34 protein-coding genes are annotated in these 21,001 nt (G+C 54.9%); 1 reads left to right on the top strand and 33 read right to left on the bottom strand.

Features of this window, described 5'->3' with window-relative positions; genetic code table 11:
* Positions 1-115: 115 nt before the first annotated feature.
* The 33 genes from rplQ to argC form a co-directional block, all read right to left on the bottom strand.
* Positions 116-508: a 50S ribosomal protein L17 gene (gene rplQ, locus N2M06_RS01680; protein ID WP_019935873.1), complete on the bottom strand. Its 393-nt coding sequence runs from the start codon at positions 506-508 to the stop codon at positions 116-118.
* A gap of 44 nt (positions 509-552) precedes the next feature.
* Positions 553-1,542: a DNA-directed RNA polymerase subunit alpha gene (rpoA, locus tag N2M06_RS01675; RefSeq protein ID WP_019935872.1), complete on the bottom strand. Its 990-nt coding sequence runs from the start codon at positions 1,540-1,542 to the stop codon at positions 553-555.
* A gap of 24 nt (positions 1,543-1,566) precedes the next feature.
* Positions 1,567-2,187, bottom strand: coding sequence for a 30S ribosomal protein S4 (rpsD, locus tag N2M06_RS01670; RefSeq protein WP_019935871.1), 621 nt, complete (start codon positions 2,185-2,187; stop codon positions 1,567-1,569).
* A gap of 30 nt (positions 2,188-2,217) precedes the next feature.
* The gene (rpsK, locus tag N2M06_RS01665) at positions 2,218-2,610 is read right to left on the bottom strand and encodes a 30S ribosomal protein S11 (RefSeq protein WP_019935870.1); all 393 of its coding nucleotides are present in this window, start codon (positions 2,608-2,610) and stop codon (positions 2,218-2,220) included.
* Between the two features lie 14 nt (positions 2,611-2,624).
* On the bottom strand, positions 2,625-2,981 hold the full coding sequence (gene rpsM, locus N2M06_RS01660) for a 30S ribosomal protein S13 (protein WP_019935869.1): 357 nt from the start codon (positions 2,979-2,981) through the stop codon (positions 2,625-2,627).
* Positions 2,982-3,129: 148 nt separating this feature from the next.
* Positions 3,130-3,246 carry a 50S ribosomal protein L36 gene (rpmJ, locus tag N2M06_RS01655; RefSeq protein WP_014290663.1) on the bottom strand — a complete coding sequence of 39 codons (117 nt, stop codon included), beginning with the start codon at positions 3,244-3,246 and terminating at the stop codon, positions 3,130-3,132.
* Between the two features lie 26 nt (positions 3,247-3,272).
* Positions 3,273-4,604, bottom strand: coding sequence for a preprotein translocase subunit SecY (gene secY, locus N2M06_RS01650; protein WP_346351399.1), 1,332 nt, complete (start codon positions 4,602-4,604; stop codon positions 3,273-3,275).
* Positions 4,605-4,612: 8 nt separating this feature from the next.
* Positions 4,613-5,047: a 50S ribosomal protein L15 gene (gene rplO, locus N2M06_RS01645; RefSeq protein WP_014290665.1), complete on the bottom strand. Its 435-nt coding sequence runs from the start codon at positions 5,045-5,047 to the stop codon at positions 4,613-4,615.
* A 4-nt stretch (positions 5,048-5,051) separates the two neighbouring features.
* On the bottom strand, positions 5,052-5,234 hold the full coding sequence (rpmD, locus tag N2M06_RS01640; protein ID WP_083928725.1) for a 50S ribosomal protein L30: 183 nt from the start codon (positions 5,232-5,234) through the stop codon (positions 5,052-5,054).
* A 6-nt stretch (positions 5,235-5,240) separates the two neighbouring features.
* Positions 5,241-5,741, bottom strand: coding sequence for a 30S ribosomal protein S5 (rpsE, locus tag N2M06_RS01635; protein ID WP_019935867.1), 501 nt, complete (start codon positions 5,739-5,741; stop codon positions 5,241-5,243).
* 13 nt (positions 5,742-5,754) lie between these two features.
* Entirely contained in the window at positions 5,755-6,108 is a 354-nt protein-coding gene (rplR, locus tag N2M06_RS01630; protein ID WP_019935866.1) for a 50S ribosomal protein L18, read from the bottom strand.
* Between the two features lie 9 nt (positions 6,109-6,117).
* Positions 6,118-6,651, bottom strand: coding sequence for a 50S ribosomal protein L6 (rplF, locus tag N2M06_RS01625; protein ID WP_019935865.1), 534 nt, complete (start codon positions 6,649-6,651; stop codon positions 6,118-6,120).
* Between the two features lie 11 nt (positions 6,652-6,662).
* Positions 6,663-7,055 (bottom strand): 30S ribosomal protein S8, encoded by a 393-nt coding sequence (rpsH, locus tag N2M06_RS01620; RefSeq protein ID WP_019935864.1) that lies wholly within the window; start codon positions 7,053-7,055, stop codon positions 6,663-6,665.
* Between the two features lie 22 nt (positions 7,056-7,077).
* The gene (rpsN, locus tag N2M06_RS01615; RefSeq protein ID WP_026344927.1) at positions 7,078-7,383 is read right to left on the bottom strand and encodes a 30S ribosomal protein S14; all 306 of its coding nucleotides are present in this window, start codon (positions 7,381-7,383) and stop codon (positions 7,078-7,080) included.
* An 11-nt stretch (positions 7,384-7,394) separates the two neighbouring features.
* Positions 7,395-7,934 carry a 50S ribosomal protein L5 gene (rplE, locus tag N2M06_RS01610; protein WP_019935862.1) on the bottom strand — a complete coding sequence of 180 codons (540 nt, stop codon included), beginning with the start codon at positions 7,932-7,934 and terminating at the stop codon, positions 7,395-7,397.
* 13 nt (positions 7,935-7,947) lie between these two features.
* The gene (rplX, locus tag N2M06_RS01605) at positions 7,948-8,265 is read right to left on the bottom strand and encodes a 50S ribosomal protein L24 (protein ID WP_019935861.1); all 318 of its coding nucleotides are present in this window, start codon (positions 8,263-8,265) and stop codon (positions 7,948-7,950) included.
* 11 nt (positions 8,266-8,276) lie between these two features.
* On the bottom strand, positions 8,277-8,645 hold the full coding sequence (gene rplN / locus N2M06_RS01600; protein WP_019935860.1) for a 50S ribosomal protein L14: 369 nt from the start codon (positions 8,643-8,645) through the stop codon (positions 8,277-8,279).
* Between the two features lie 160 nt (positions 8,646-8,805).
* Entirely contained in the window at positions 8,806-9,066 is a 261-nt protein-coding gene (gene rpsQ, locus N2M06_RS01595) for a 30S ribosomal protein S17 (RefSeq protein WP_019935859.1), read from the bottom strand.
* 1 nt (position 9,067) lies between these two features.
* Complete coding sequence (gene rpmC / locus N2M06_RS01590; protein ID WP_014290676.1) at positions 9,068-9,259, bottom strand: 50S ribosomal protein L29; 192 nt, start codon at positions 9,257-9,259, stop codon at positions 9,068-9,070.
* On the bottom strand, positions 9,259-9,672 hold the full coding sequence (gene rplP, locus N2M06_RS01585; RefSeq protein WP_019935858.1) for a 50S ribosomal protein L16: 414 nt from the start codon (positions 9,670-9,672) through the stop codon (positions 9,259-9,261). The genes rpmC and rplP overlap by 1 nt, the downstream gene beginning before the upstream one ends.
* Before the next feature lie 12 nt (positions 9,673-9,684).
* Positions 9,685-10,377, bottom strand: a complete 693-nt coding sequence (gene rpsC, locus N2M06_RS01580) for a 30S ribosomal protein S3 (protein WP_019935857.1) — start codon at positions 10,375-10,377, stop codon at positions 9,685-9,687.
* Positions 10,378-10,395: 18 nt separating this feature from the next.
* The gene (rplV, locus tag N2M06_RS01575) at positions 10,396-10,728 is read right to left on the bottom strand and encodes a 50S ribosomal protein L22 (RefSeq protein WP_019935856.1); all 333 of its coding nucleotides are present in this window, start codon (positions 10,726-10,728) and stop codon (positions 10,396-10,398) included.
* 10 nt (positions 10,729-10,738) lie between these two features.
* On the bottom strand, positions 10,739-11,017 hold the full coding sequence (gene rpsS, locus N2M06_RS01570; protein ID WP_014290680.1) for a 30S ribosomal protein S19: 279 nt from the start codon (positions 11,015-11,017) through the stop codon (positions 10,739-10,741).
* Between the two features lie 21 nt (positions 11,018-11,038).
* The gene (rplB, locus tag N2M06_RS01565; protein WP_317074625.1) at positions 11,039-11,863 is read right to left on the bottom strand and encodes a 50S ribosomal protein L2; all 825 of its coding nucleotides are present in this window, start codon (positions 11,861-11,863) and stop codon (positions 11,039-11,041) included.
* Between the two features lie 17 nt (positions 11,864-11,880).
* Positions 11,881-12,177: a 50S ribosomal protein L23 gene (gene rplW / locus N2M06_RS01560; RefSeq protein WP_342661943.1), complete on the bottom strand. Its 297-nt coding sequence runs from the start codon at positions 12,175-12,177 to the stop codon at positions 11,881-11,883.
* The gene (gene rplD, locus N2M06_RS01555) at positions 12,177-12,782 is read right to left on the bottom strand and encodes a 50S ribosomal protein L4 (RefSeq protein WP_014290683.1); all 606 of its coding nucleotides are present in this window, start codon (positions 12,780-12,782) and stop codon (positions 12,177-12,179) included. The genes rplW and rplD overlap by 1 nt, the downstream gene beginning before the upstream one ends.
* 17 nt (positions 12,783-12,799) lie before the next feature.
* Positions 12,800-13,438 carry a 50S ribosomal protein L3 gene (gene rplC, locus N2M06_RS01550; protein ID WP_019935853.1) on the bottom strand — a complete coding sequence of 213 codons (639 nt, stop codon included), beginning with the start codon at positions 13,436-13,438 and terminating at the stop codon, positions 12,800-12,802.
* A 21-nt stretch (positions 13,439-13,459) separates the two neighbouring features.
* The gene (gene rpsJ / locus N2M06_RS01545) at positions 13,460-13,771 is read right to left on the bottom strand and encodes a 30S ribosomal protein S10 (RefSeq protein WP_014290685.1); all 312 of its coding nucleotides are present in this window, start codon (positions 13,769-13,771) and stop codon (positions 13,460-13,462) included.
* Between the two features lie 285 nt (positions 13,772-14,056).
* The gene (gene argH / locus N2M06_RS01540) at positions 14,057-15,439 is read right to left on the bottom strand and encodes an argininosuccinate lyase (RefSeq protein WP_019935852.1); all 1,383 of its coding nucleotides are present in this window, start codon (positions 15,437-15,439) and stop codon (positions 14,057-14,059) included.
* Between the two features lie 205 nt (positions 15,440-15,644).
* Complete coding sequence (locus N2M06_RS01535; protein WP_019935851.1) at positions 15,645-16,856, bottom strand: argininosuccinate synthase; 1,212 nt, start codon at positions 16,854-16,856, stop codon at positions 15,645-15,647.
* A 6-nt stretch (positions 16,857-16,862) separates the two neighbouring features.
* Positions 16,863-17,771 carry an ornithine carbamoyltransferase gene (locus N2M06_RS01530; protein WP_019935850.1) on the bottom strand — a complete coding sequence of 303 codons (909 nt, stop codon included), beginning with the start codon at positions 17,769-17,771 and terminating at the stop codon, positions 16,863-16,865.
* A 9-nt stretch (positions 17,772-17,780) separates the two neighbouring features.
* Entirely contained in the window at positions 17,781-18,566 is a 786-nt protein-coding gene (gene argB, locus N2M06_RS01525; RefSeq protein ID WP_019935849.1) for an acetylglutamate kinase, read from the bottom strand.
* Between the two features lie 6 nt (positions 18,567-18,572).
* Entirely contained in the window at positions 18,573-19,586 is a 1,014-nt protein-coding gene (gene argC, locus N2M06_RS01520; RefSeq protein ID WP_346351398.1) for an N-acetyl-gamma-glutamyl-phosphate reductase, read from the bottom strand.
* Between the two features lie 189 nt (positions 19,587-19,775).
* Between argC and argE the strand changes: the two genes are divergently transcribed.
* Positions 19,776-20,927 (top strand): acetylornithine deacetylase, encoded by a 1,152-nt coding sequence (gene argE / locus N2M06_RS01515; RefSeq protein WP_019935847.1) that lies wholly within the window; start codon positions 19,776-19,778, stop codon positions 20,925-20,927.
* Positions 20,928-21,001: the final 74 nt, after the last annotated feature.

Below are 21,001 nucleotides of genomic sequence, written 5' to 3'. Positions count from 1 at the left end.
GCTTTCAGAAAAAAGAAAGTAGTGAAGTCAGAATGACGATAATGCGGGGAAGGTTAACGAAAGATAATGAAAATGGGCTAATAAAGAAAAAGCCGGGCGAACCCGGCTTTTGTTTTTACTCTTCAGAAGCAGCTGCTTCTTGCGCTTCGATGTCGCGACCTACCAGCTCAATATAAGCCATAGGGGCGTTGTCACCAGCGCGGAAACCACACTTCAGGATGCGGGTGTAACCACCCGGACGCTCCTGGTAGCGAGGTCCCAGTTCGTTGAACAGTTTGCCAACTACTTCGCTGTCGCGAGTACGGGCAAATGCCAGGCGACGGTTAGCAACGCTGTCGCTCTTGGCCAGTGTGATCAGAGGTTCAACCACACGACGCAGCTCTTTTGCCTTGGGCAGAGTCGTCTTGATAACTTCATGACGAACCAAGGAGCTGGCCATGTTGCGGAACATCGCCTGACGGTGGCTGCTGTTCCGGTTCAGTTGACGACCACTCTTACGATGGCGCATGACCTAATCCTTCCTAACTAAATCGGTAAAACCTGTGATCCGGTTTATTCATCAGCAATGCTGGCAGGCGGCCAATTCTCCAGGCGCATGCCCAGAGACAAACCACGAGACGCCAACACGTCTTTAATCTCGGTAAGAGATTTTTTACCCAGGTTGGGAGTCTTCAGCAGCTCCACCTCGGTACGCTGTACCAGATCACCAATGTAATGGATCGCTTCTGCCTTCAGACAGTTCGCAGAACGAACTGTCAGTTCCAGATCGTCGACAGGACGCAGCAGGATAGGATCGAACTCAGGTTTGTCTTCTTTCTCTTCCGGCTCGCTGACGTCACGCAGATCCACAAAGGCTTCCAGCTGCTCAGCCATGATGGTGGCTGCACGGCGAATGGCCTCTTCAGGATCCAGGGTGCCGTTGGTCTCCATGTCGATAACCAGCTTATCCAGATCGGTACGCTGTTCAACACGGGCCGCCTCTACATTATAGGCGATACGAACCACGGGGCTGTAAGCCGCGTCCAGCAACAGGCGACCAATCGGACGCTCGTCATCTTCGGTGTGAGCGCGGGCAGAGGCAGGTACATAGCCCCGGCCGCGCTGCACTTTCAGACGCATGCTGATCTCGGCGTCGTCCCCAGTCAGATGACAGATGACGTGCTCTGGGTTAACGATCTCGACGTCATCACCGTGAGTGATGTCGCCTGCAGTTACGGGACCTGCACCAGTTTTGGTCAGTGACAGGGTAACCTCGTCCTTGCCTTCCAGCTTGATGGCAACCTCTTTGAGGTTGAGCAGGATTTCCAGAATATCTTCCTGGATACCTTCCTTGCTGCTGTACTCGTGCAAAACACCGTCGAGTTCAACTTCGGTGATGGCACAGCCGGGCATGGAAGAAAGCAGAATACGACGCAGCGCATTACCCAGTGTATGACCAAAGCCACGCTCCAGCGGCTCGAGAGTCACTTTGGCATGAGTCTGGGTGATTTGTTCAATATCAACCAGACGCGGCTTAAGAAAATCTGTTACAGAACCCTGCATTGTGTCCTCTCTTAGAAGCTGGCTTTACTTGGAGTAAAGCTCGACGATCAGCTGTTCATTAATTTCGGCAGACAGGTCGCTACGCTCAGGCAGGCGCTTGTAGGTGCCTTGCATGTTAGTAGCGTCAATTTCTACCCAAGTCGGCTTTTCACGTTGACCGGACAGCTCCAGGGAAGCTTTGATCCGGGCTTGCTTCTTGGCCTTCTCGCGAACGCTGACTACGTCTTCGGGAGAAACTTGGAAGGAAGGAATGTTAACAACCTGACCGTTTACCAGGATGGCCTTGTGGCTCACCAGCTGGCGAGACTCGGCGCGGGTAGCACCAAAGCCCATGCGGTATACAACGTTGTCCAGACGACCTTCCAGCAGCTGCAGCAGGTTCTCACCAGTGTTGCCTTTCAGGCGCGCAGCTTCTTTGTAGTAGTTGCGGAATTGCTTTTCCAGCACGCCGTAGATACGACGAACTTTTTGCTTTTCACGCAGCTGTACACCGTAGTCAGACAGACGGGGCTTACGAGCGCCGTGCTGACCGGGTGCGGTATCAATTTTACATTTTGAATCGATCGCGCGAACACCTGACTTCAGGAAGAGGTCAGTGCCCTCGCGACGGCTCAGTTTGAGCTTGGGACCCAGATATCTTGCCATGTTCTTTCTCCAACTATCCTACAAGAAACGTTATACGCGGCGCTTCTTGGGAGGACGACAACCGTTGTGCGGGATGGGAGTCACATCGGTGATGTTGGTGATGCGGAAACCCGCAGCATTCAACGCACGGATGGATGACTCGCGGCCCGGACCCGGACCTTTAACCATTACTTCCAGGTTCTTGACACCGTATTCCTTGGCAACGTCACCAGCGCGCTCGGCAGCTACCTGAGCAGCGAACGGGGTGGATTTGCGGGAACCACGGAAACCTGAACCACCGGCAGTTGCCCAAGACAGAGCATTACCCTGACGGTCGGTGATGGTTACGATGGTGTTGTTGAAAGAAGCATGTACGTGGGCGATACCGTCGCTCACCTGCTTTTTAACGCGCTTACGTGCGCTACGAGCCGGAGTTTTAGCCATGATCTACCTTCCCGTTATTTCTTGATCGGTTTACGAGGACCTTTGCGCGTACGAGCATTGGTCTTGGTGCGCTGACCGCGAACAGGGAGGCTGCGACGATGACGCAGGCCACGGTAACAACCCAGGTCCATCAGACGCTTGATGTTCATGGAGATCTCGCGGCGCAGGTCACCTTCAACGGTAAACTTGGCCACTTGCTCACGCAGAGATTCTACCTGAGCTTCATCCAATTCTTTAATTTTCACATTCTCAGCGATACCGGCTGCGGCACAAATAGCCTTGGAGCGGGTACGACCGACGCCATAAATAGCGGTCAAAGCAATGACGGCATGTTTATGGTCAGGAATGTTAATGCCAGCGATACGGGCCACTATGCACTCCTACATATTAACGAATAAAAAGCCATTACAAAGCCCGTCGAGGATACGTAATGGCTGAACTTTTCACCTAACGAAGGTGGCTGGCTACTTTAGCCAGCCTGCCTTCAATTTTCAAGCTAAATCGTAACTTTTTTAGCCTTTAACCCTGACGCTGCTTGTGCTTGGGGTCAGAGGTGCAGATCACGCGAATCACACCGTGACGCTTGATGATCTTGCAGTTACGGCAAATAGCCTTAACGGAAGCACGGACTTTCATTGCTTAACTCCGTAAATAACCGAACCTTAGCGGTTGTAGCCTTTCAGGTTCGCTTTTCTCAGGACATCGCCATACTGATGAGACATCATGTGGGTTTGCACCTGAGCCATGAAATCCATGATGACGACCACAATAATTAACAGCGAGGTACCACCAAAGTAGAACTGGACGTTCCAGGCTGTCATAAGAAACTGTGGAACCAGACAGATAAAGGTAATGTACAGCGCACCAACCAGGGTCAGGCGAGTCATTATCTTATCTATATAGCGCGCTGTCTGCTCACCCGGGCGAATACCCGGAATAAAAGCACCACTCTTCTTCAGGTTATCTGCTGTCTCGCGCGGATTGAACACCAGCGCGGTATAGAAGAAACAAAAGAAGATAATGGCAGCGGCATACAACATTACATACAGCGGCTGACCGGGCTGCAGTGTGAGAGAGATCTCCTGCAACACGTTGGCCACCACACCTTCACCCTGACCGAACCATGAGGCCACAGTACCCGGGAAAAGAATAATGCTGGATGCGAAAATCGCTGGAATAACCCCCGCCATGTTCACTTTCAGGGGCAGGTGTGTACTCTGTGCCGCGAATACCTGGCGGCCTTGTTGACGCTTGGCATAGTTCACCACAATGCGGCGCTGACCACGCTCAACAAATACCACGAAGTAGGTCACAGCAAACACGATTACGGCCAGTAGCAACAGCAACAGAATGTGCAATTCCCCCTGACGCGCCTGCTCTGCCGTGGCACCGATGGCCGAAGGCAGGCCGGCAACAATACCCGTGAAAATAATCAACGAGATACCATTACCAATGCCTCTTTCGGTAATCTGCTCACCCAACCACATCAAAAACATGGTACCGGTAACCAGGCTCACCACTGCCGTAAAGTAGAATGCAAGACCCGGATTAATCACCAGGCCAGGCATCATGTTCGGCAGACCGGTGGCAATACCAATGGCCTGAATGGTGCCCAGAACCAGCGTACCATAACGGGTATACTGACTGATTTTGCGGCGACCCGCCTCACCTTCCTTCTTGAGCTCGGCCAAGGGAGGGTGAACCACAGTCAGCAGCTGAATGATAATGGACGCAGAAATATACGGCATTATCCCCAGCGCCAGTATGGACGCTCGTTCCAGAGCGCCACCACTGAACATGTTAAACATTTCAATGATGGTGCCCTGTTGTTGCTGGAACAAGTCGGCAAGTACGGCGGCGTCAATACCAGGAATAGGCACATAGGAGCCGGTGCGGAACACGACAATCGCGATCAGAACGAAAAGCAGACGGCTTTTCAGTTCACTCAGCCCGCCCTGTGCGTTTTTAGCTTCTAATCCTGGTTTCTTGGCCATAGTACTTATTATTCCTCGATTTTACCGCCGGCGGCTTCAATGGCAGCACGGGCACCTTTGGTGACACCGAGACCAACCACAGTCACTTGACGGTCAATGGTACCGGACAGTACAACCTTGGCGAACTGGATGTTCTTGGTCAGAACGCCAGCCTGCTTCAGGGTGTTCAGATCCACCACGTCGCCTTCAACTTTCGCCAGTTCACTCAAGCGAACTTCAGCACTGACCAGAGACTTGCGCGAAGTAAAACCAAACTTCGGCAGACGCTGTTTCAGCGGCATCTGACCGCCTTCAAAACCATTGCGAACCTTACCACCGGAACGGGACTTTTGACCCTTGTGGCCGCGGCCACCGGTCTTGCCCAGACCGGAACCGATACCACGGCCTACGCGCTTGGCGGAAGGCTTGGAGCCGGCGGCAGGAGACAGAGTATTCAAACGCATGCGATTACTCCTCTACCTTAACCATGTAGTAAACCTGGTTGATCATACCGCGTACACAAGCTGTATCTTCCAGCTCGACGGTGTGACCAATGCGACGCAGACCGAGACCACGCAGTGTTGCCTTGTGCTTAGGCAGACGGCCGATGGAGCTACGAGTCTGAGTAACTTTTACAGTCTTGTTAGTCATGGCGCATTACCCCAGAATTTCGTCAACGCGCAGACCACGCTTGGCAGCGACTTGCTCAGGCGACTTCATATGAGCCAGAGCGTCGATGGTAGCGCGAACAACGTTGTTCGGGTTGGTGGAACCGTAGGTCTTGGCCAGCACGTTGTGCACACCAGCTACTTCCAGAACGGCGCGCATGGCACCACCGGCGATAATACCGGTACCCTCGGAAGCGGGCTGCATGAACACGTTGGAACCGGAGTGACGACCCTTGACCGGGTGAAACAGGGTGCCGTTGTTCAGACCAACGGTACGCATGTTGCGACGAGCCTGTTCCATCGCCTTTTGAATGGCGGCGGGTACTTCACGGGCCTTGCCGTAACCAAAACCAACGCGACCGTTACCATCACCTACCACAGTCAGTGCGGTGAAGGAGAAGATACGACCACCTTTTACAACTTTTGATACACGGTTTACTGCAATGAGCTTCTCTTGCAGTTCACCGGCTTGAGCTTCGATTTTTGCCATTTTCGACTCCACCTTAGAACTGAAGACCAGCTTCACGGGCAGCTGCAGCCAGAGCGGCTACACGACCGTGATATTGGAAACCGGAACGGTCAAAAGCGACCTCTTTAACACCTTTCTCGAGCGCACGCTCAGCGATGATTTTACCGATCAGCGCGGCGGCATCGATGTTACCGGTAGATTTCACCTGTTCACGAACAGACTTTTCAACGGTAGACGCTGAAGCCAGAACAGCGGTGCTGTCTGATGAAATAACCTGGGCATAGATGTGGCGCGGAGTACGGTGAACCACCAGGCGAGTAGCACCCAGTTCCAGCATCTTTTTGCGTGCTTTAGTAGCACGGCGGATACGAGCTGCTTTTTTGTCCATAGTGTTACCTTACTTCTTCTTAGCCTCTTTGCTGCGAACCTGCTCGCCGAAATAGCGAACACCCTTGCCTTTGTAAGGCTCTGGCTTGCGGTACGCACGGATGTTGGCAGCAACCTGACCAATCAGCTGTTTGTCGGCAGACTTGAGAACGATCTCGGTCTGGGAAGGACATTCAGCGGATACGCCTTCAGGCAGCGCATGCTCAACCGGATGAGAGAAACCCAGAGACAGTGCAATTGCATTGCCTTTCATCTGGGCACGATAACCCACACCAACCAGCTGCAGCTTGCGTTCGAAGCCTTGGGTAACACCGATAACCATGTTGTTGACCAGGGAGCGGGCAGTACCGGCCTGGGCATTGGCGCCATCCACGTTTTCACGGGGGGCGAACGTCAACTGGTTGTCGTTCTGGCTGATTTCAACGGCAGCATTAACAGTACGGCTCAGCGTACCCTGGCTACCCTTGATGGTGATTTCCTGACCGTTCAACGTCACTTCTACGCCGGCAGGAATGTCGATAGGTGCCTTAGCTATGCGAGACATATCTACTCCCCTTAAGCAACGTAGCAGATGATCTCACCACCCATACCGGCTTTACGCGCGGCACGGTCGGTCATCACACCTTTAGACGTGGAAACGATGGCCACACCCATGCCGGCCATTACTTTCGGCAGCTCGTCGCGCTTCTTATAGATGCGCAGACCGGGGCGGCTTACGCGCTGCAGCAGTTCTACCACAGGATTACCCTCGAAGTACTTCAAAGTAACTTCCAGTTCGGCCTTGGTGTCACCGGCAACGGCGTAGTCAGTGATATAACCTTCTTCTTTCAGTACCTGGGCAATCGCCACTTTTACTTTGGAGGAAGGCATGGAGACAGCAACTTTGTTGGCTGCCTGACCGTTGCGGATGCGGGTCAGCATATCCGCGATCGGATCTTGCATGCTCATTGTGTATTACTCCCGTGTTCGCTTACCAAGAAGCCTTCTTCAGGCCCGGAATTTCACCCTTCATCATGAGCTCACGCACCTTGATGCGGCTCAGGCCGAATTTCCGCAGGAAACCATGCGGACGACCGGTGATGTTGCAGCGGTTACGCTGACGAGACGGGCTTGCGTCACGGGGCAGTTGCTGCAGCTTGAGCACTGCGTCCCAACGGTCTTCATCAGAAGTCTTCACGTCGGAAATGATTGCTTTCAATTCACGACGCTTGGCTGCGTATTTGTCAGCCAGCTTTTCGCGCTTGACTTCGCGAGCTTTCATTGATTGTTTTGCCATAACCCTACACCTTACTTACGGAATGGGAAGTCAAAGGCAGCCAGCAGAGCACGACCTTCTTCGTTTGACTGAGCAGAAGTAGTGATGGTGATATCCAGACCACGTACACGATCTACTTTGTCATAATCGATTTCAGGGAAAATGATTTGCTCACGCACACCCATGGAGTAGTTACCACGACCATCGAACGACTTAGGGTTCAGGCCACGGAAGTCACGGATCCGGGGGATAGAGATACAAATCAGACGCTCCAGGAACTCCCACATACGCTCGCCGCGCAGAGTTACTTTACAACCAATGGGGTAGCCTTCACGGATTTTGAAGCCAGCAACGGATTTACGAGCTTTGGTGACCAGCGGCTTTTGACCGGAAATGGCAGCCAGATCGGCAGCAGCATTGTCCAGGATTTTTTTATCAGCCAGTGCTTCACCCACACCCATGTTCAGGGTGATTTTCTCAATCCGAGGGACTTGCATGATAGACTTATACCCGAACTGGCTCATCAGTTCTTTTACTACAGTTTCGTTGTAGTAATCATGCAGTTTCGCCATCGTATTACTCCAATTACTTCACAAGTTCGCCGGTGGATTTGAAGAAACGGACTTTTTTGCCGTCTTCAATCCGGAAACCTACGCGGTCAGCCTTGCCAGAGGCAGAGTTGAACAGCGCTACGTTAGAAACGTCAATCGGTGCTTCCAGGTCGATGATACCGCCAGCCTGACCCAGTTGGGGTACGGGCTTCTGGTGCTTCTTGACCATGTTAATACCAGAGACGATTACCTTACCTTCCGCGGTCAGGACTTTGGTGACAGTGCCACGCTTGCCCTTGTCCTTGCCGGTAAGAATGATGACTTCGTCATCGCGACGGATTTTAGCTGCCATCGTTTGACTCCTTACAGTACTTCAGGTGCCAGTGAAACAATCTTCATAAACTTCTCATTACGAAGTTCACGAGTCACCGGGCCAAAAATACGAGTACCGATCGGCTGGTGATTGTTGTTAAGAATCACTGCCGCATTACGGTCGAAACGGATGACAGAGCCGTCCGGACGACGAACGCCTTTACGGGTGCGTACGACCACCGCGTTCATTACATCACCTTTTTTAACCTTACCGCGCGGAATTGCTTCCTTAACAGTAATTTTGATGATGTCGCCGATACCGGCATAGCGACGGTGCGAGCCACCCAGGACCTTAATACACATTACGCTGCGCGCGCCGGAGTTGTCGGCCACGTCCAGCATACTTTGCATTTGGATCATGTTAGTGCTCCGCTAAATTTACTACGTTAAAACCCCTTTCAGGGCATGTTGGCTGCCAAAGAAGGCGCGGCATTATAGCACCGCCAAATGCGAAAGGGTAGCGTAAAAAACAAACGGCCCATCAAGGGGCCGTTTGACCTGAGTAGTATATCAGAGAACGTTAGGCTTTAACCGGACGCTCAATGATTTTTACCAGGGTCCAGGACTTGGTCTTGGACAGAGGACGGCATTCGCGAATGGTCACGACGTCGCCGGCCTTGCACTCGTTGTTCTCATCATGAACGTGCAGCTTGGTAGTGCGCTTGATGTACTTACCGTAGATCGGGTGTTTCACGAAGCGGTTGATAGCCACAGTGATGGACTTGTCCATCTTGTCGCTTACTACACGGCCCTGCAGAGTACGAATGGTTTGTTCGCTCATCTTAGGCACCTGCCTTTTCATTCAGAACAGTCTTAACACGCGCGATGTCGCGACGTACCGTTTTGAGGTTGTGAGTCTGAGCCAGCTGGCCAGTGCTCGCTTGCATGCGCAGGTTAAACTGCTCGCGCAGCAGGCCCAGCAGTTCCTGGTTCAGTTCTTCAACACTCTTCTCACGCAGATCTTGTGCTTTCATCACATCACCGTCCGAGTTACAAAAGTGGTTCTTACGGGCAGTTTGGCAGCAGCCAGGGCAAAGGCTTCGCGAGCCAGCGCTTCCGGTACACCATCCATTTCGTACAGAACACGACCCGGCTGGATCTGTGCTACCCAGTACTCCACGTTACCCTTACCTTTACCCATACGTACTTCCAGGGGCTTTTCGGTAATCGGCTTGTCCGGGAAGATACGGATCCAGATCTTGCCTTGACGCTTGACGTGACGAGTCATGGCACGACGTGCTGCTTCGATCTGACGAGCAGTGATACGTCCACGCGTAGTCGCCTTGAGACCAAAGGAACCAAATGCTACCAGGTTGCCTGAGGTCGCCACACCGCGGTTACGGCCTTTGTGGACTTTACGGAATTTCGTACGTTTTGGTTGCAACATGTCCGAGTCTCCTTACTTACCGCGGCCTTTGCGCTTGGGCTTGGACGGAGCGGGTTCCTGAGCCACAGCCTGCAGGCCGCCCAGTACCTCACCCTTGAAGATCCAAACCTTCACGCCGATGATGCCGTAAGTGGTAGATGCTTCAGAAGTTGCGTAGTCGATATCGGCACGCAGGGTGTGCAGAGGCACACGACCTTCACGGTACCATTCGGTACGCGCGATTTCAGCGCCGCCCAGACGACCGCTCACTTCCACCTTGATGCCCTTGGCGCCAATGCGCATGGCGTTCTGTACCGCACGCTTCATGGCGCGACGGAACATCACGCGACGCTCCAGCTGGGAAGCGATAGAATCGGCAACCAGCTGACCGTCGAGCTCAGGCTTACGCACTTCGGAAATGTTGATCTGTGCAGGCACGCCAGCCAGTTTGGCTACATGCTTGCGCAGTTTTTCAACGTCTTCGCCTTTCTTGCCGATAACAACACCCGGGCGAGCAGTGTGAATGGTCACACGGATGCTCTTGGCCGGACGCTCGATAACGACGCGAGAAACGGAGGCGTTTTTCAGTTCCTTGTTCAGGAACTGACGTACCTCAAAATCGCTGTGCAGGTTGTCAGCGAAGTCCTTGGTATTCGCAAACCAGGTCGAATTAAAAGGCTTGGTGATACCTAAGCGAATACCATTCGGATGTACTTTCTGGCCCATTGCTTATCTCCTAGCCTCTTAGCGGTCGGACACAACCACAGTAATGTGGCTGGTACGCTTCATGATACGGTCCGCGCGGCCCTTGGCACGAGGACGAATACGCTTCATGGTGGGACCTTCATCAACGAAGATCTTGGTCACCTTCAGCTCATCGATATCCGCACCTTCATTGTGCTCGGCATTAGCAATGGCAGATTCCAGTACCTTCTTGACCAGAACGGCAGCCTTTTTGGGGCTGAACGCCAGGACATCCAGTGCCTTGTCTACGGACAAACCGCGAACTTGATCGGCTACCAGGCGCGCCTTCTGGGCAGAAGTACGAGCAAAGCGGTGTTTAGCTATAGCTTCCATCTTTTACCCCTTAACGCTTCTTGGCCTTCTTATCAGCGACATGGCCGCGATAAGTACGAGTCGGTGCAAATTCACCCAGCTTGTGTCCGATCATTTCATCGGAAACGTAGACAGGTACGTGCTGACGACCATTATGGACAGCGATGGTCAAACCGATCATGTTCGGAATGATCATTGAACGACGGGACCAGGTTTTAATTGGCTTTTTATCCCCGCTTTCCACCGCTTTCTCTACCTTCTTCAGCAAGTGCAGGTCGATAAACGGACCTTTCTTGAGAGAACGTGGCATGGTGATACCTCTAAAAAACTATTACTTGTTACGGTGACGTACCACGAACTTGTCGGTACGCTTGTTTTTACGGGTTTTGGCGCCCTTGGTAGGTTTACCCCAGGGAGTAACCGGATGACGGCCACCAGAGGTACGACCTTCACCACCACCGTGCGGGTGGTCTACCGGGTTCATCGCCACACCACGTACGGTAGGACGAACACCACGCCAGCGCTGTGCACCGGCTTTACCCAGCTGACGCAGCATGTGCTCAGCATTGCCAACTTCACCCAGGGTGGCGCGGCACTCGGCCAGCACCTTGCGTACTTCGCCGGAGCGCAGACGCAGGGTCACGTAGTTGCCTTCGCGAGCCAGGATCTGGGCATAAGTACCGGCAGAACGGGCGATCTGCGCGCCTTTGCCAGGCTTCATTTCAATCGCGTGAACGGTAGAGCCCACGGGAATGTTGCGCATCGGCAGGCTGTTGCCGGCCTTGATCGGAGCAGCATCACCGGACAGCAGCTGGTCGCCGGCCTGAACACCTTTCGGGGCCAGAATGTAGCGACGCTCACCGTCTGCATACAGCACCAGAGCGATGTTGGCAGAGCGGTTCGGATCATATTCAAGACGCTCAACCTTGGCCGGAATACCGTCCTTGTTGCGCTTGAAGTCGATCATACGATAGTGCTGCTTGTGACCACCGCCGATATGACGAACAGTGGTGCGGCCGTTGTTGTTGCGGCCACCGGACTTGGACTTCTTGTCCAGCAGGGCTGCAAACGGCTTGCCTTTGTACAGTTCCGGGTTGCTGATCTTGACGACATGACGGCGACCCGGAGAAGTAGGCTTACATTTTACAATTGCCATTTTTAATTACTCCTCTCTTACTCGGCACCGTCGAAGTCGATGTCCTGACCTTCTTTCAGGGTCACGTAGGCCTTTTTCCAGTCGGAACGCTGGCCAATGCGGTTACCGGTGCGCTTGGTTTTACCCTTCACCAGCAACGTGCGAACATCTTTAACTTCAACTTCGAACAGCTTCTCGACCGCCGCCTTTACTTCGGCTTTGGTAGCGTCCTTGGCAACCTTGAACACGATGGTGTTGGTCTTCTCGGCAACCATGGTGCTTTTTTCAGAGACATGCGGCGCCTTCAGAACTTTCAGAATACGCTCTTCACGGATCATGCCAGCATCTCCTCGATTTGCTTAACTGCATCAGCAGTTACCAGTACCTTGTCGAACGCGATCAGAGAAACCGGGTCGATACCGGCCACGTCACGCACGTCAACCTTGTACAGGTTACGGGCGGCCAGGAACAGGTTCTCGTCCACTTCACCGGTGACGATCAGAACGTCGTTCAGATCCCACTGCTTCAGCTTGGCAACCAGTTCTTTGGTTTTCGGCGCTTCCACACCGAACTTCTCTACCACGATCAGACGCTCTTGACGTACCAGCTCAGAGAGGATGCTCTTGATGGCACCACGGTACATCTTCTTGTTGACCTTCTGGCTGTGATCTTGCGGCTTAGCAGCAAAAGTCACACCACCGGAACGCCAAATCGGAGAGCGGATGGTACCGGCACGGGCCCGGCCGGTGCCTTTCTGGCGCCACGGCTTCTTGCCGCCGCCGGACACTTCGGAACGGGTCTTCTGAGCACGAGTACCTTGACGAGCACCGGCGGCATAGGCCACAACAACCTGATGCACCAGAGCTTCGTTGAACTCACGCCCGAAGGTAGTTTCGGAAACTTCAAGAGCGCCTTGCGCGTCTTTCATTACCAATTCCATTACTATCTCCTCAGACGTTACGCTTTAACGGCAGGTTTAACGATGACGTTGCCGTTAGTCGCACCCGGAACTGCACCTTTAATGAGCAGCAGGTTACGATCAACATCAACGCGAACCACTTCCAGGTTCTGAGTGGTTACCCGCTCAGCGCCCAGGTGACCGGCCATTTTCTTGCCCTTGAATACCTTGCCCGGAGACTGGTTCTGACCAATAGAACCCGGAGCGCGGTGAGACAGAGAGTTGCCGTGAGTCATGTCCTGAGTACGGAAGTTCCAGCGCTTAACAGCACCAGCAAAACCTTTACCTTTGGAAGTACCGGTAACGTCTACTTTCTTGACATCAGCAAAGATGTCGACTTTCAGCTCGGCACCCACTTCGATGCTGTCGCCTTCGCCTTCACCCAGGCGGAATTCCCACAGACCGCGGCCCGCTTCCACACCGGCTTTGGCGAAATGGCCAGCTTCCGGTTTGGTGATGCGGTTCGCTTTCTTGGTGCCAGCGGTCACCTGAATGGCCGCGTAGCCATCCTGTTCCAGTGTTTTCACCTGGGTAACACGGTTGGCATCTACTTCGATAACGGTGACCGGGATGGACACGCCGTCTTCGGTGAAGACACGGGTCATACCCAGCTTACGACCTACTAGACCGATTGCCATTGATAAAACCTCTTTCCGTTATTAGCCCAGGCTGATCTGGACGTCTACGCCAGCAGCCAGATCCAGACGCATCAGCGCATCGACAGTTTTGTCGGTGGGCTCAACGATGTCGACCAGACGCTTGTGAGTACGAATTTCGTACTGATCACGTGCATCTTTGTTCACGTGTGGAGATACCAGTACGGTGTAGCGCTCTTTGCGCGTCGGCAGCGGGATAGGACCGCGAACCTGGGCGCCGGTGCGCTTGGCAGTTTCTACGATCTCCGCAGTAGACTGGTCGATCAGACGGTGATCGAACGCCTTCAGACGGATACGAATTCTTTGGTTCTGCATTACCAGAGCTCCAATTGGATAAAGAACATAAAACCAGCACCGCCTGCTCCTTCATATGAAAGAGGGGGTGTGATTTAACAACGGTGCCCACCATATCGGGGGCCTGTAAGAGCCAGGAGCTACCTGGCATGAACCTTTCGGCTCGCTTGATAAAGTTAACCAAGCGAGCGGCATTATACGGGATTGGCACTGTGTTGCAAGCCCGCTTTGTTATTTTTTAACCAGCTGCCCGCAGAGTGGATTCCGGCTCCATGGCCGGAATGACTCATAATGGCAGTTACCGGCTTACTTGCGGGCCTGAAGGTGCTGCTCGGCGTTAGTGAGCGCCACTTCTACCTGTTCCGGGGCCACGCCACCCAGGGCGCAGCGGCTGGCCAGGCTCGATTCCAGGGTCAGCCGCGGATAAACGTCTTCAGCAATCACGTCGCTGAACTGTTTAAAATCTTCCAGCGGCAGTTCTTCCATCGGCAGTTTCTTGCCGATGGCGTGCACGACGATGGCACCTACTATGTGGTGCGCTTCCCGGAACGGAATGCCCTTGGACACCAGATAGTCGGCCATTTCGGTGGCATTGGAGTAACCGCCCTGCGCCGCTTCCCGGGTCTTGTCTTCGTTGACCTTAAGGTCGTGCAGTACCATCTCGGCCATTTCCAGACAGTCGTACCAGGTGTCGAGGGCGTCGAACAGACCTTCCTTGTCTTCCTGCATGTCTTTGTTGTAGGCCAGCGGCAGGGCCTTCAGGGTCATCATCATGCCGGCATAGGCACCAAACACCCGGCCGGTCTTGCCGCGGATCAGCTCCAGCGCATCCGGGTTCTTCTTCTGGGGCATCAGCGAGGAACCGGAGGTCACGGCGTCGGACAGCTCGAGGAAGCCGGCCTCACCAGAGTTGTAGAAGATCAGATCTTCGGCAAAGCGGGACAGGTGCATCATGGAGTTGACGGCACAGTTGATCAGCTCCAGCACATGGTCGCGGTCGGACACGGAGTCCAGGCTGTTGCGGGTCGGGCCGGCAAAACCGAGAGATTTGGCCAGTTCATGGCGGTCTACCGGGAAGCCGGTGCCGGCCAGGGCACCGGAGCCCAGCGGGCAGGTATCCATGCGGGCAGCCGCATCCTGCAGCCGGCTGTAATCCCGCTCCAGCATTTCCACATAGGCCAGGCACCAGTGAGAAAAGGTCACCGGCTGGGCGCGCTGCAGGTGAGTGTAACCGGGCAGCACGGTGCCCTGCTGTTCCCGGGCCACGCTTACCAGCTGCTTTTGCAGGGTATCGATTTTCTCCAGCAGCAGCGGCACCTGGGCTTTGCACCACAGCTTGAGATCGGTAGCCACCTGATCGTTACGGCTGCGGCCGGTGTGCAGTTTCTTGCCCAGATCACCGACAGCGGCAATCAGCTCTCCTTCCACCCAGGAGTGAATGTCTTCGGCGTCGGATTGCAGGATCTGCTCCGGATCGGCCACGACCCGCGCCTTGAGCTCGTTCAGCGCCTGTTCCAGCCGCTGCTGCTCCTCGCCGGTCAATACCCCCACCTTGGCCAGTGCCTGAGACCAGGCTACAGAACCCACTATGTCCTGCTCCGCCAGCCGGTAGTCGAACCGCAGCGAGTCATTGAACTGCTTGAAGCGGGTATCCGCGGCCTGAGTAAAACGTCCACCCCAAAGTGCCATAATTCTGTTACTCCTTTCTAAAAACAAAGCCGTAAGCTTTAAGCTGTAAGCTATCAGCTGCCCGAGTTGCCGGTGGTTTTCTTCTATCACCTGCCAGGCCTGAGACATCTGCAAGACAGTGAATATAACGCGTTTTTTCTTACAGCTGACAGCTTATAGCTTACAGCTCGATAAAAAGGGGGCCGAAGCCCCCTTTTTTCGGTGTTTACTTCTGCTGGTCTTTCAGCGCCTTGATGCGGCTGGCCAGAGAGTAAAGACGGATAAAGCCTTCGGCGTGGCTCTGGTCGTACACCTCGTCTTCGCCAAAAGTGGCGAACTCTTCCGAGTACAGGCTGTTGGGCGACTGTTTCTTGATGGCAGTCACCTGGCCCTTGTACATCTTCAGTACCACTTCACCGGTCACGTCTTCGGCAATGGCGGTGGCAGAAGCCAGCAGACCCTTGCACAGCTGAGTGAACCAGCGACCGTCGTACACCAGATGGGAGAACTCGGCACCCACCTTTTCGCGCCAGGCGCGGGTCGGCTTGTCCAGCACCAGCTCTTCAATGGCGCGCAGGGCAGCCATCATGACGGTGCCACCGGGAGTTTCATAGCAACCACGGGACTTCATGCCCACCAGACGGTTTTCTACTATGTCTACCCGGCCCACGCCGTGCTTGGCGGCACGCTCGTTCAGATGCGTCAGCACTTCATAAGGAGACATGGTCTTGCCGTCTACTGCCACTATGTGGCCTTTTTCAACGGTCAGAGAAACCAGCTCGGCCTTGTCGGGCGCCTGCTCGGGCGACACGGTCCAGGTCCAGGCCTGTTCGGACGGCTCGTTCCAGGTGCTTTCCAGCTCACCACCTTCGGTGGAGATGTGCCAGGCGTTGGCGTCACGGGAGTAGATCTTGGTGGCGCTGGCGGTGGTCTTGATATTACGCTTGGCCAGGTAGTCGAGCAGATCTTCACGGCTGCGCATATCCCAGATCCGCCACGGGGCGATTACCGCCAGTTGCGGGGCCAGTGCGGCCACGGCACCTTCAAAGCGTACCTGATCGTTGCCCTTGCCGGTACAACCGTGAGAGATGGCATCGGCACCTTCGGCCAGGGCCACTTCCACCATGGCCTTGGCGATCACCGGACGGGCCATGGACGTACCCAGCAGATAGGTACCTTCATAGATGGCGCCGGTGGTCAGGGTGGGATAGACATAGTCGCGTACGAATTCGTCTTTCAGATCCGCCACAATGCACTTTGACGCACCGGAAGCGATGGCTTTTTCTTCCACGCCTTCCAGATCTTCCGCGCCCTGGCCCACATCGGCCACAAAGGCTACCACTTCACAGCCTTCGTAGTTTTCCTTCAGCCACGGAATGATGGCAGAGGTATCCAGGCCGCCGGAATAGGCCAGTACGATCTTTTTGAATTGGCTCATTAACAATTATCCCTTCATCAATGTCAGCAGCACGGCGTTCTGAGCGTGCATGCGGTTTTCAGCTTGGTCGAGGATCAGGGAGGCAGGACCGTCCATGACCTCGGAAGTAATTTCCCACTCCCTGTGGGCGGGCTGGCAGTGCAGCACCTTGGTGGCTCCGGTTTTGTCGAGCAGGGCCTGATTGATCTGGTAAGGCATGTAAATCTCCTTCACCTGCTCCAGCGGGGTATTATCACCCATGGAAACCCAGGTGTCTGTATAGATCACATCCACACCTTCAATATCATCCAGGCTGTCGGTCACGCGAATGGTGGCACCACTGACGGCCGCCAGGGCCTCAGCTTCCTTCAGAATTTGCGCGTCCACGTTATGACCGCGAGGGCTCACTGCAGTGACGGTAGCACCCAGAATGGCACCACACAGCAGCAGCGAGTGGGTCACGTTGTTGCCGTCACCCACATAAGCCAGATGCACCTTGCTCAAATCATCAAAATGCTCGGAGATGGTCAGAAAATCTGCCAGCGCCTGGCACGGATGATAGAGGTTGCACAGGGAATTGATCACCGGCACGGTGGCGTGCTCGGTCATTTCCACCAGCGTCTGATGGTCATAGACCCGGGCCACAATGGCATCGCACCAGCGCGACAGGTTGGCGGCAAAATCCTGCACGGTTTCCCGGGTGCCCATGGCACCGTTCTGGCTGTCCAGATAAACCGGATGGCCGCCCAGCTTGTTCACGCCAATATCAAAGGTCACCCGAGTACGCAGTGATGGCTTTTCAAACAGGGTGACCACACTTTTGCCCTTGAGGGCATCGGCATAGTTGGCCGGATTGGCCTTAACGTCTTTGGCCAGCGTGAGGATCTGCTCGATTTGCTCTTTGCTGTAGTCTTTCAGGCTCAGTAAATGCTGCATGAGTCGTCCTTAATGAGAAATACGGGTACCGTAGCCGGACTCACCGGCCAGCAGCGACAACAGCTGCTCCGGATGACGCCAGCTGCCCACGGCCACCGGCTTGCCCAGGGTTTTGGTGGCCTTGAGCGCCGCCTTTACCTTTACGGCCATGCCATCTTTAATTACGTTTTGTTCCATCAGCTGCTGAGCGTCGGCCTCGCTCAGGTGAGCGATCAGCTGGCCTTCACCGTCCAGAATGCCGCTCACATCCGACAGCATTACCAGATCCGCATCAAGAATTTCGGCAATGGCGGTGGCAGCCTGATCGGCGTTCACGTTCATCAGCTTGCCGTCAAAGGTGATGCCGATAGAGCTGACAATGGGCAGAAAGCCACCTGCCAGCAATGAGCTCACCAGGGCAGCATCGCCGCCTTCAATCTGGCCTACCGCCCCCAGCTCAGGATCCAGCTGGCTGACCCGGCACAGACCACCGTCACCCAGGCACAGGCCCACGGAAGGAATCTCATGAGCAATGGCCTGAGCCAGCAGCAGCTTGTTGGCAGTGCCGGCCAGGGCACCGGCGATTACCGGAATCTGCTCGAACGGCGTGACCCGCAGGCCGTTTTTCTTGGTGGAGGTCAGACCCATGGCCTTGAGCTGGTTATCTACCAGCACACCGCCACCGTGCACCAGCAGCAACGGACGGCCCGAATCATCAATAAAGGCCTTGAGCGTGGAGAACAGCGCGTTCAGTGCCTGTTCGCTTTCCAGCAGAGTGCCACCCAGCTTCACCACCAGCGGTTGTTGTTCAGACATGCGTTGTTACTCCTTGACCAGCCCCGCCACCGGCGAGAATCCCTGATGGATATTAATGCACTGAATGGCCTGACTGGCGGCCCCCTTCAGCAGGTTGTCGATGGCAGAAACCACAATCAGCTGGTCGCCGTCCCGGCCCCAGTGTAAATCGCAGAACGGCGTGCCGGCCACATCGTTAATCTGGGGCCACTGGCCTGCCAGCCGCACAATTTTCTGACCGTTGTAGGCCTGATGATAAGCAGCGGCAATCTGCTCATCGGTCACGCCCTCTTTCAGCTGCACATAAATGGTGGCCAGAATGCCACGAATAAAGTTACCCAGATGCGGCTGAAACACCACCTGATTGCCCAGGTGATGGCTGATCTCGGGCTGATGGCGGTGCGTAAACACGCCGTAGGGCTTGTAGCTCACTTCACAAAAGCTGTTGGCCATGCTTGCCTTGCGGCCGGCACCACTCACGCCGGACACGGCGCTGATAATGGGGCGGTTACCCTCGGCAATCAGGCCGGCCTGCTGCAGCGGCTTGAGTGCGCTCAGTGACGCAGTAGGATAACAACCGGGCACGGCAATCAGGCTGGCTGCCTTGATAGCGTCCTGGTTCCATTCTGCCAGGCCGTAGGCAGCATCATTCAGCCAATCGGCATGCTGGTGAGCAAAGCCGTAGAATTTGTCATAAAAGCCTTCACCGGGTACGCGAAAAACACCGGACAGATCAAATACCGGCAGGCCCTTGGCCAGAAAACCCGGTGCCAGATCGTGGCTTACTTCATGGGCGGTAGCCAGCAGCACCAGATCGGCCTGAGTGTGAATACGGCTGAGGGCTTCGTCATCCAGCGGCAGCAGCGGCGCATCAATCACGCCACGCCAGCGGGGGTGCAGGCTGGCAAACGGCTTGTGGGCATCCTGGCTGCCCTCGGACACATAGAGTCCGGCCAGTTCCAGATGGGGATGGCCGTGGATCAGTCCGGCCAGCTCGGCACCGGTGTAACCACTGGCACCTATGATTGCAGCTTTCAACATGGTCTCGTCCGTAATCTCGTTCAGCTTGGTATCAATAAGCAGGCATCAGCCTGGCGTGTTTGCGGGGGCTGTGTCACCCTGAGGTAAATGCCGCCGGTTCACTAAAATGACAGAGTGGCAGACTAGCAACAAAGACATATTTATGCAATCGTATTGAATTTAAATTTGACTGATTTCAACGGAGGATCCATGTCATCCCTTAACTTTATGGACATGTACCGCAACATTATTGCACTGCCTTCCATCAGCAGCACCGAAAGCAGCTGGGACCAGAGCAACGAGCAGGTCATTCGTCTGCTGGCCGACTGGTTCAGCCAGCTGGGCTTTGACGTGGAAGTGACCGAACTGCCCGATCTGCCCGGCAAATTCAATCTGCTGGCCACCAAAGGCGAAGGCGATGGCGGCCTGCTGCTGGCCGGGCACACCGATACCGTGCCCTTTGATCCGGGCCGCTGGAACAAGGATCCGTTCAAACTCACCGAAGAAGGCGACCGTATCTATGGTCTGGGCACCATCGACATGAAAGGCTTCTTTGCCTTTATTGTGGAAGCGCTGAAGGATCTGGATCTGAGCAAGCTCAACAAACCCATTCGCATTCTGGCCACTGCCGATGAAGAAACCACCATGGCCGGTGCCCGCGCCATTGCCAGCGCCATGGCCATCAAACCCGACTACGCAGTCATCGGCGAGCCCACCGGGCTGGTGCCGGTGATGATGCACAAAGGTCACATGTCGGAAGCCATTCGGGTTACCGGCAAGAGCGGCCACAGCTCGGATCCCGCCAATGGTGTGAACGCGCTGGAAATTATGCAGCAGGTCATGGGCCGGCTGATTGATCTGCAGCGCCAGCTGAAAGAAAACTATGCCAACCCCCACTTCAAGGTGCCCCAGCCCACGCTGAATCTGGGTCATATTAACGGCGGCGACAGCCCCAACCGCATCTGCGCCTGTTGCGAGCTGCACTTTGATATGCGCCCCATTCCCGGTGTGGGCCCGGATGAGCTGCTGGGTCTGCTGCATCACGCCCTGGCCCCGCTCAAAGAGCAATACCCTGATGCGCTGGAGCTGACTCATCTGCATGAGCCCATTCCGCCCTACGGCACCGATCCCGACGCCGAGCTGGTGCGGGCCGCCGCCGACATTACCGGCAACGCCGCCGAGGCGGTGAACTACTGCACCGAAGCCCCCTTTATCAATCAGCTGGGTTGTCAGACCATAGTGCTGGGTCCGGGACATATTGCTCAGGCGCACCAGCCAGATGAATATCTGGATCTCTCCTTCGTTAAACCCACGGTAGAGGTACTGCAGCGACTGGTGAACCGCTTTTGTTTAAGTAATTAAATTACAAAGTGTGAAGTCAAACAGGTCGAAGGATTGACCAGATTAAGGAAAGCTGGCTGAATTAAACGAGGAAA

It is taken from the genome of Oceanimonas sp. AH20CE76 (assembly GCF_039654065.1).
GTDB classification, from domain to species: domain Bacteria; phylum Pseudomonadota; class Gammaproteobacteria; order Enterobacterales; family Aeromonadaceae; genus Oceanimonas; species Oceanimonas smirnovii.
This window is presented reverse-complemented; position numbering and strand designations above follow the sequence as displayed.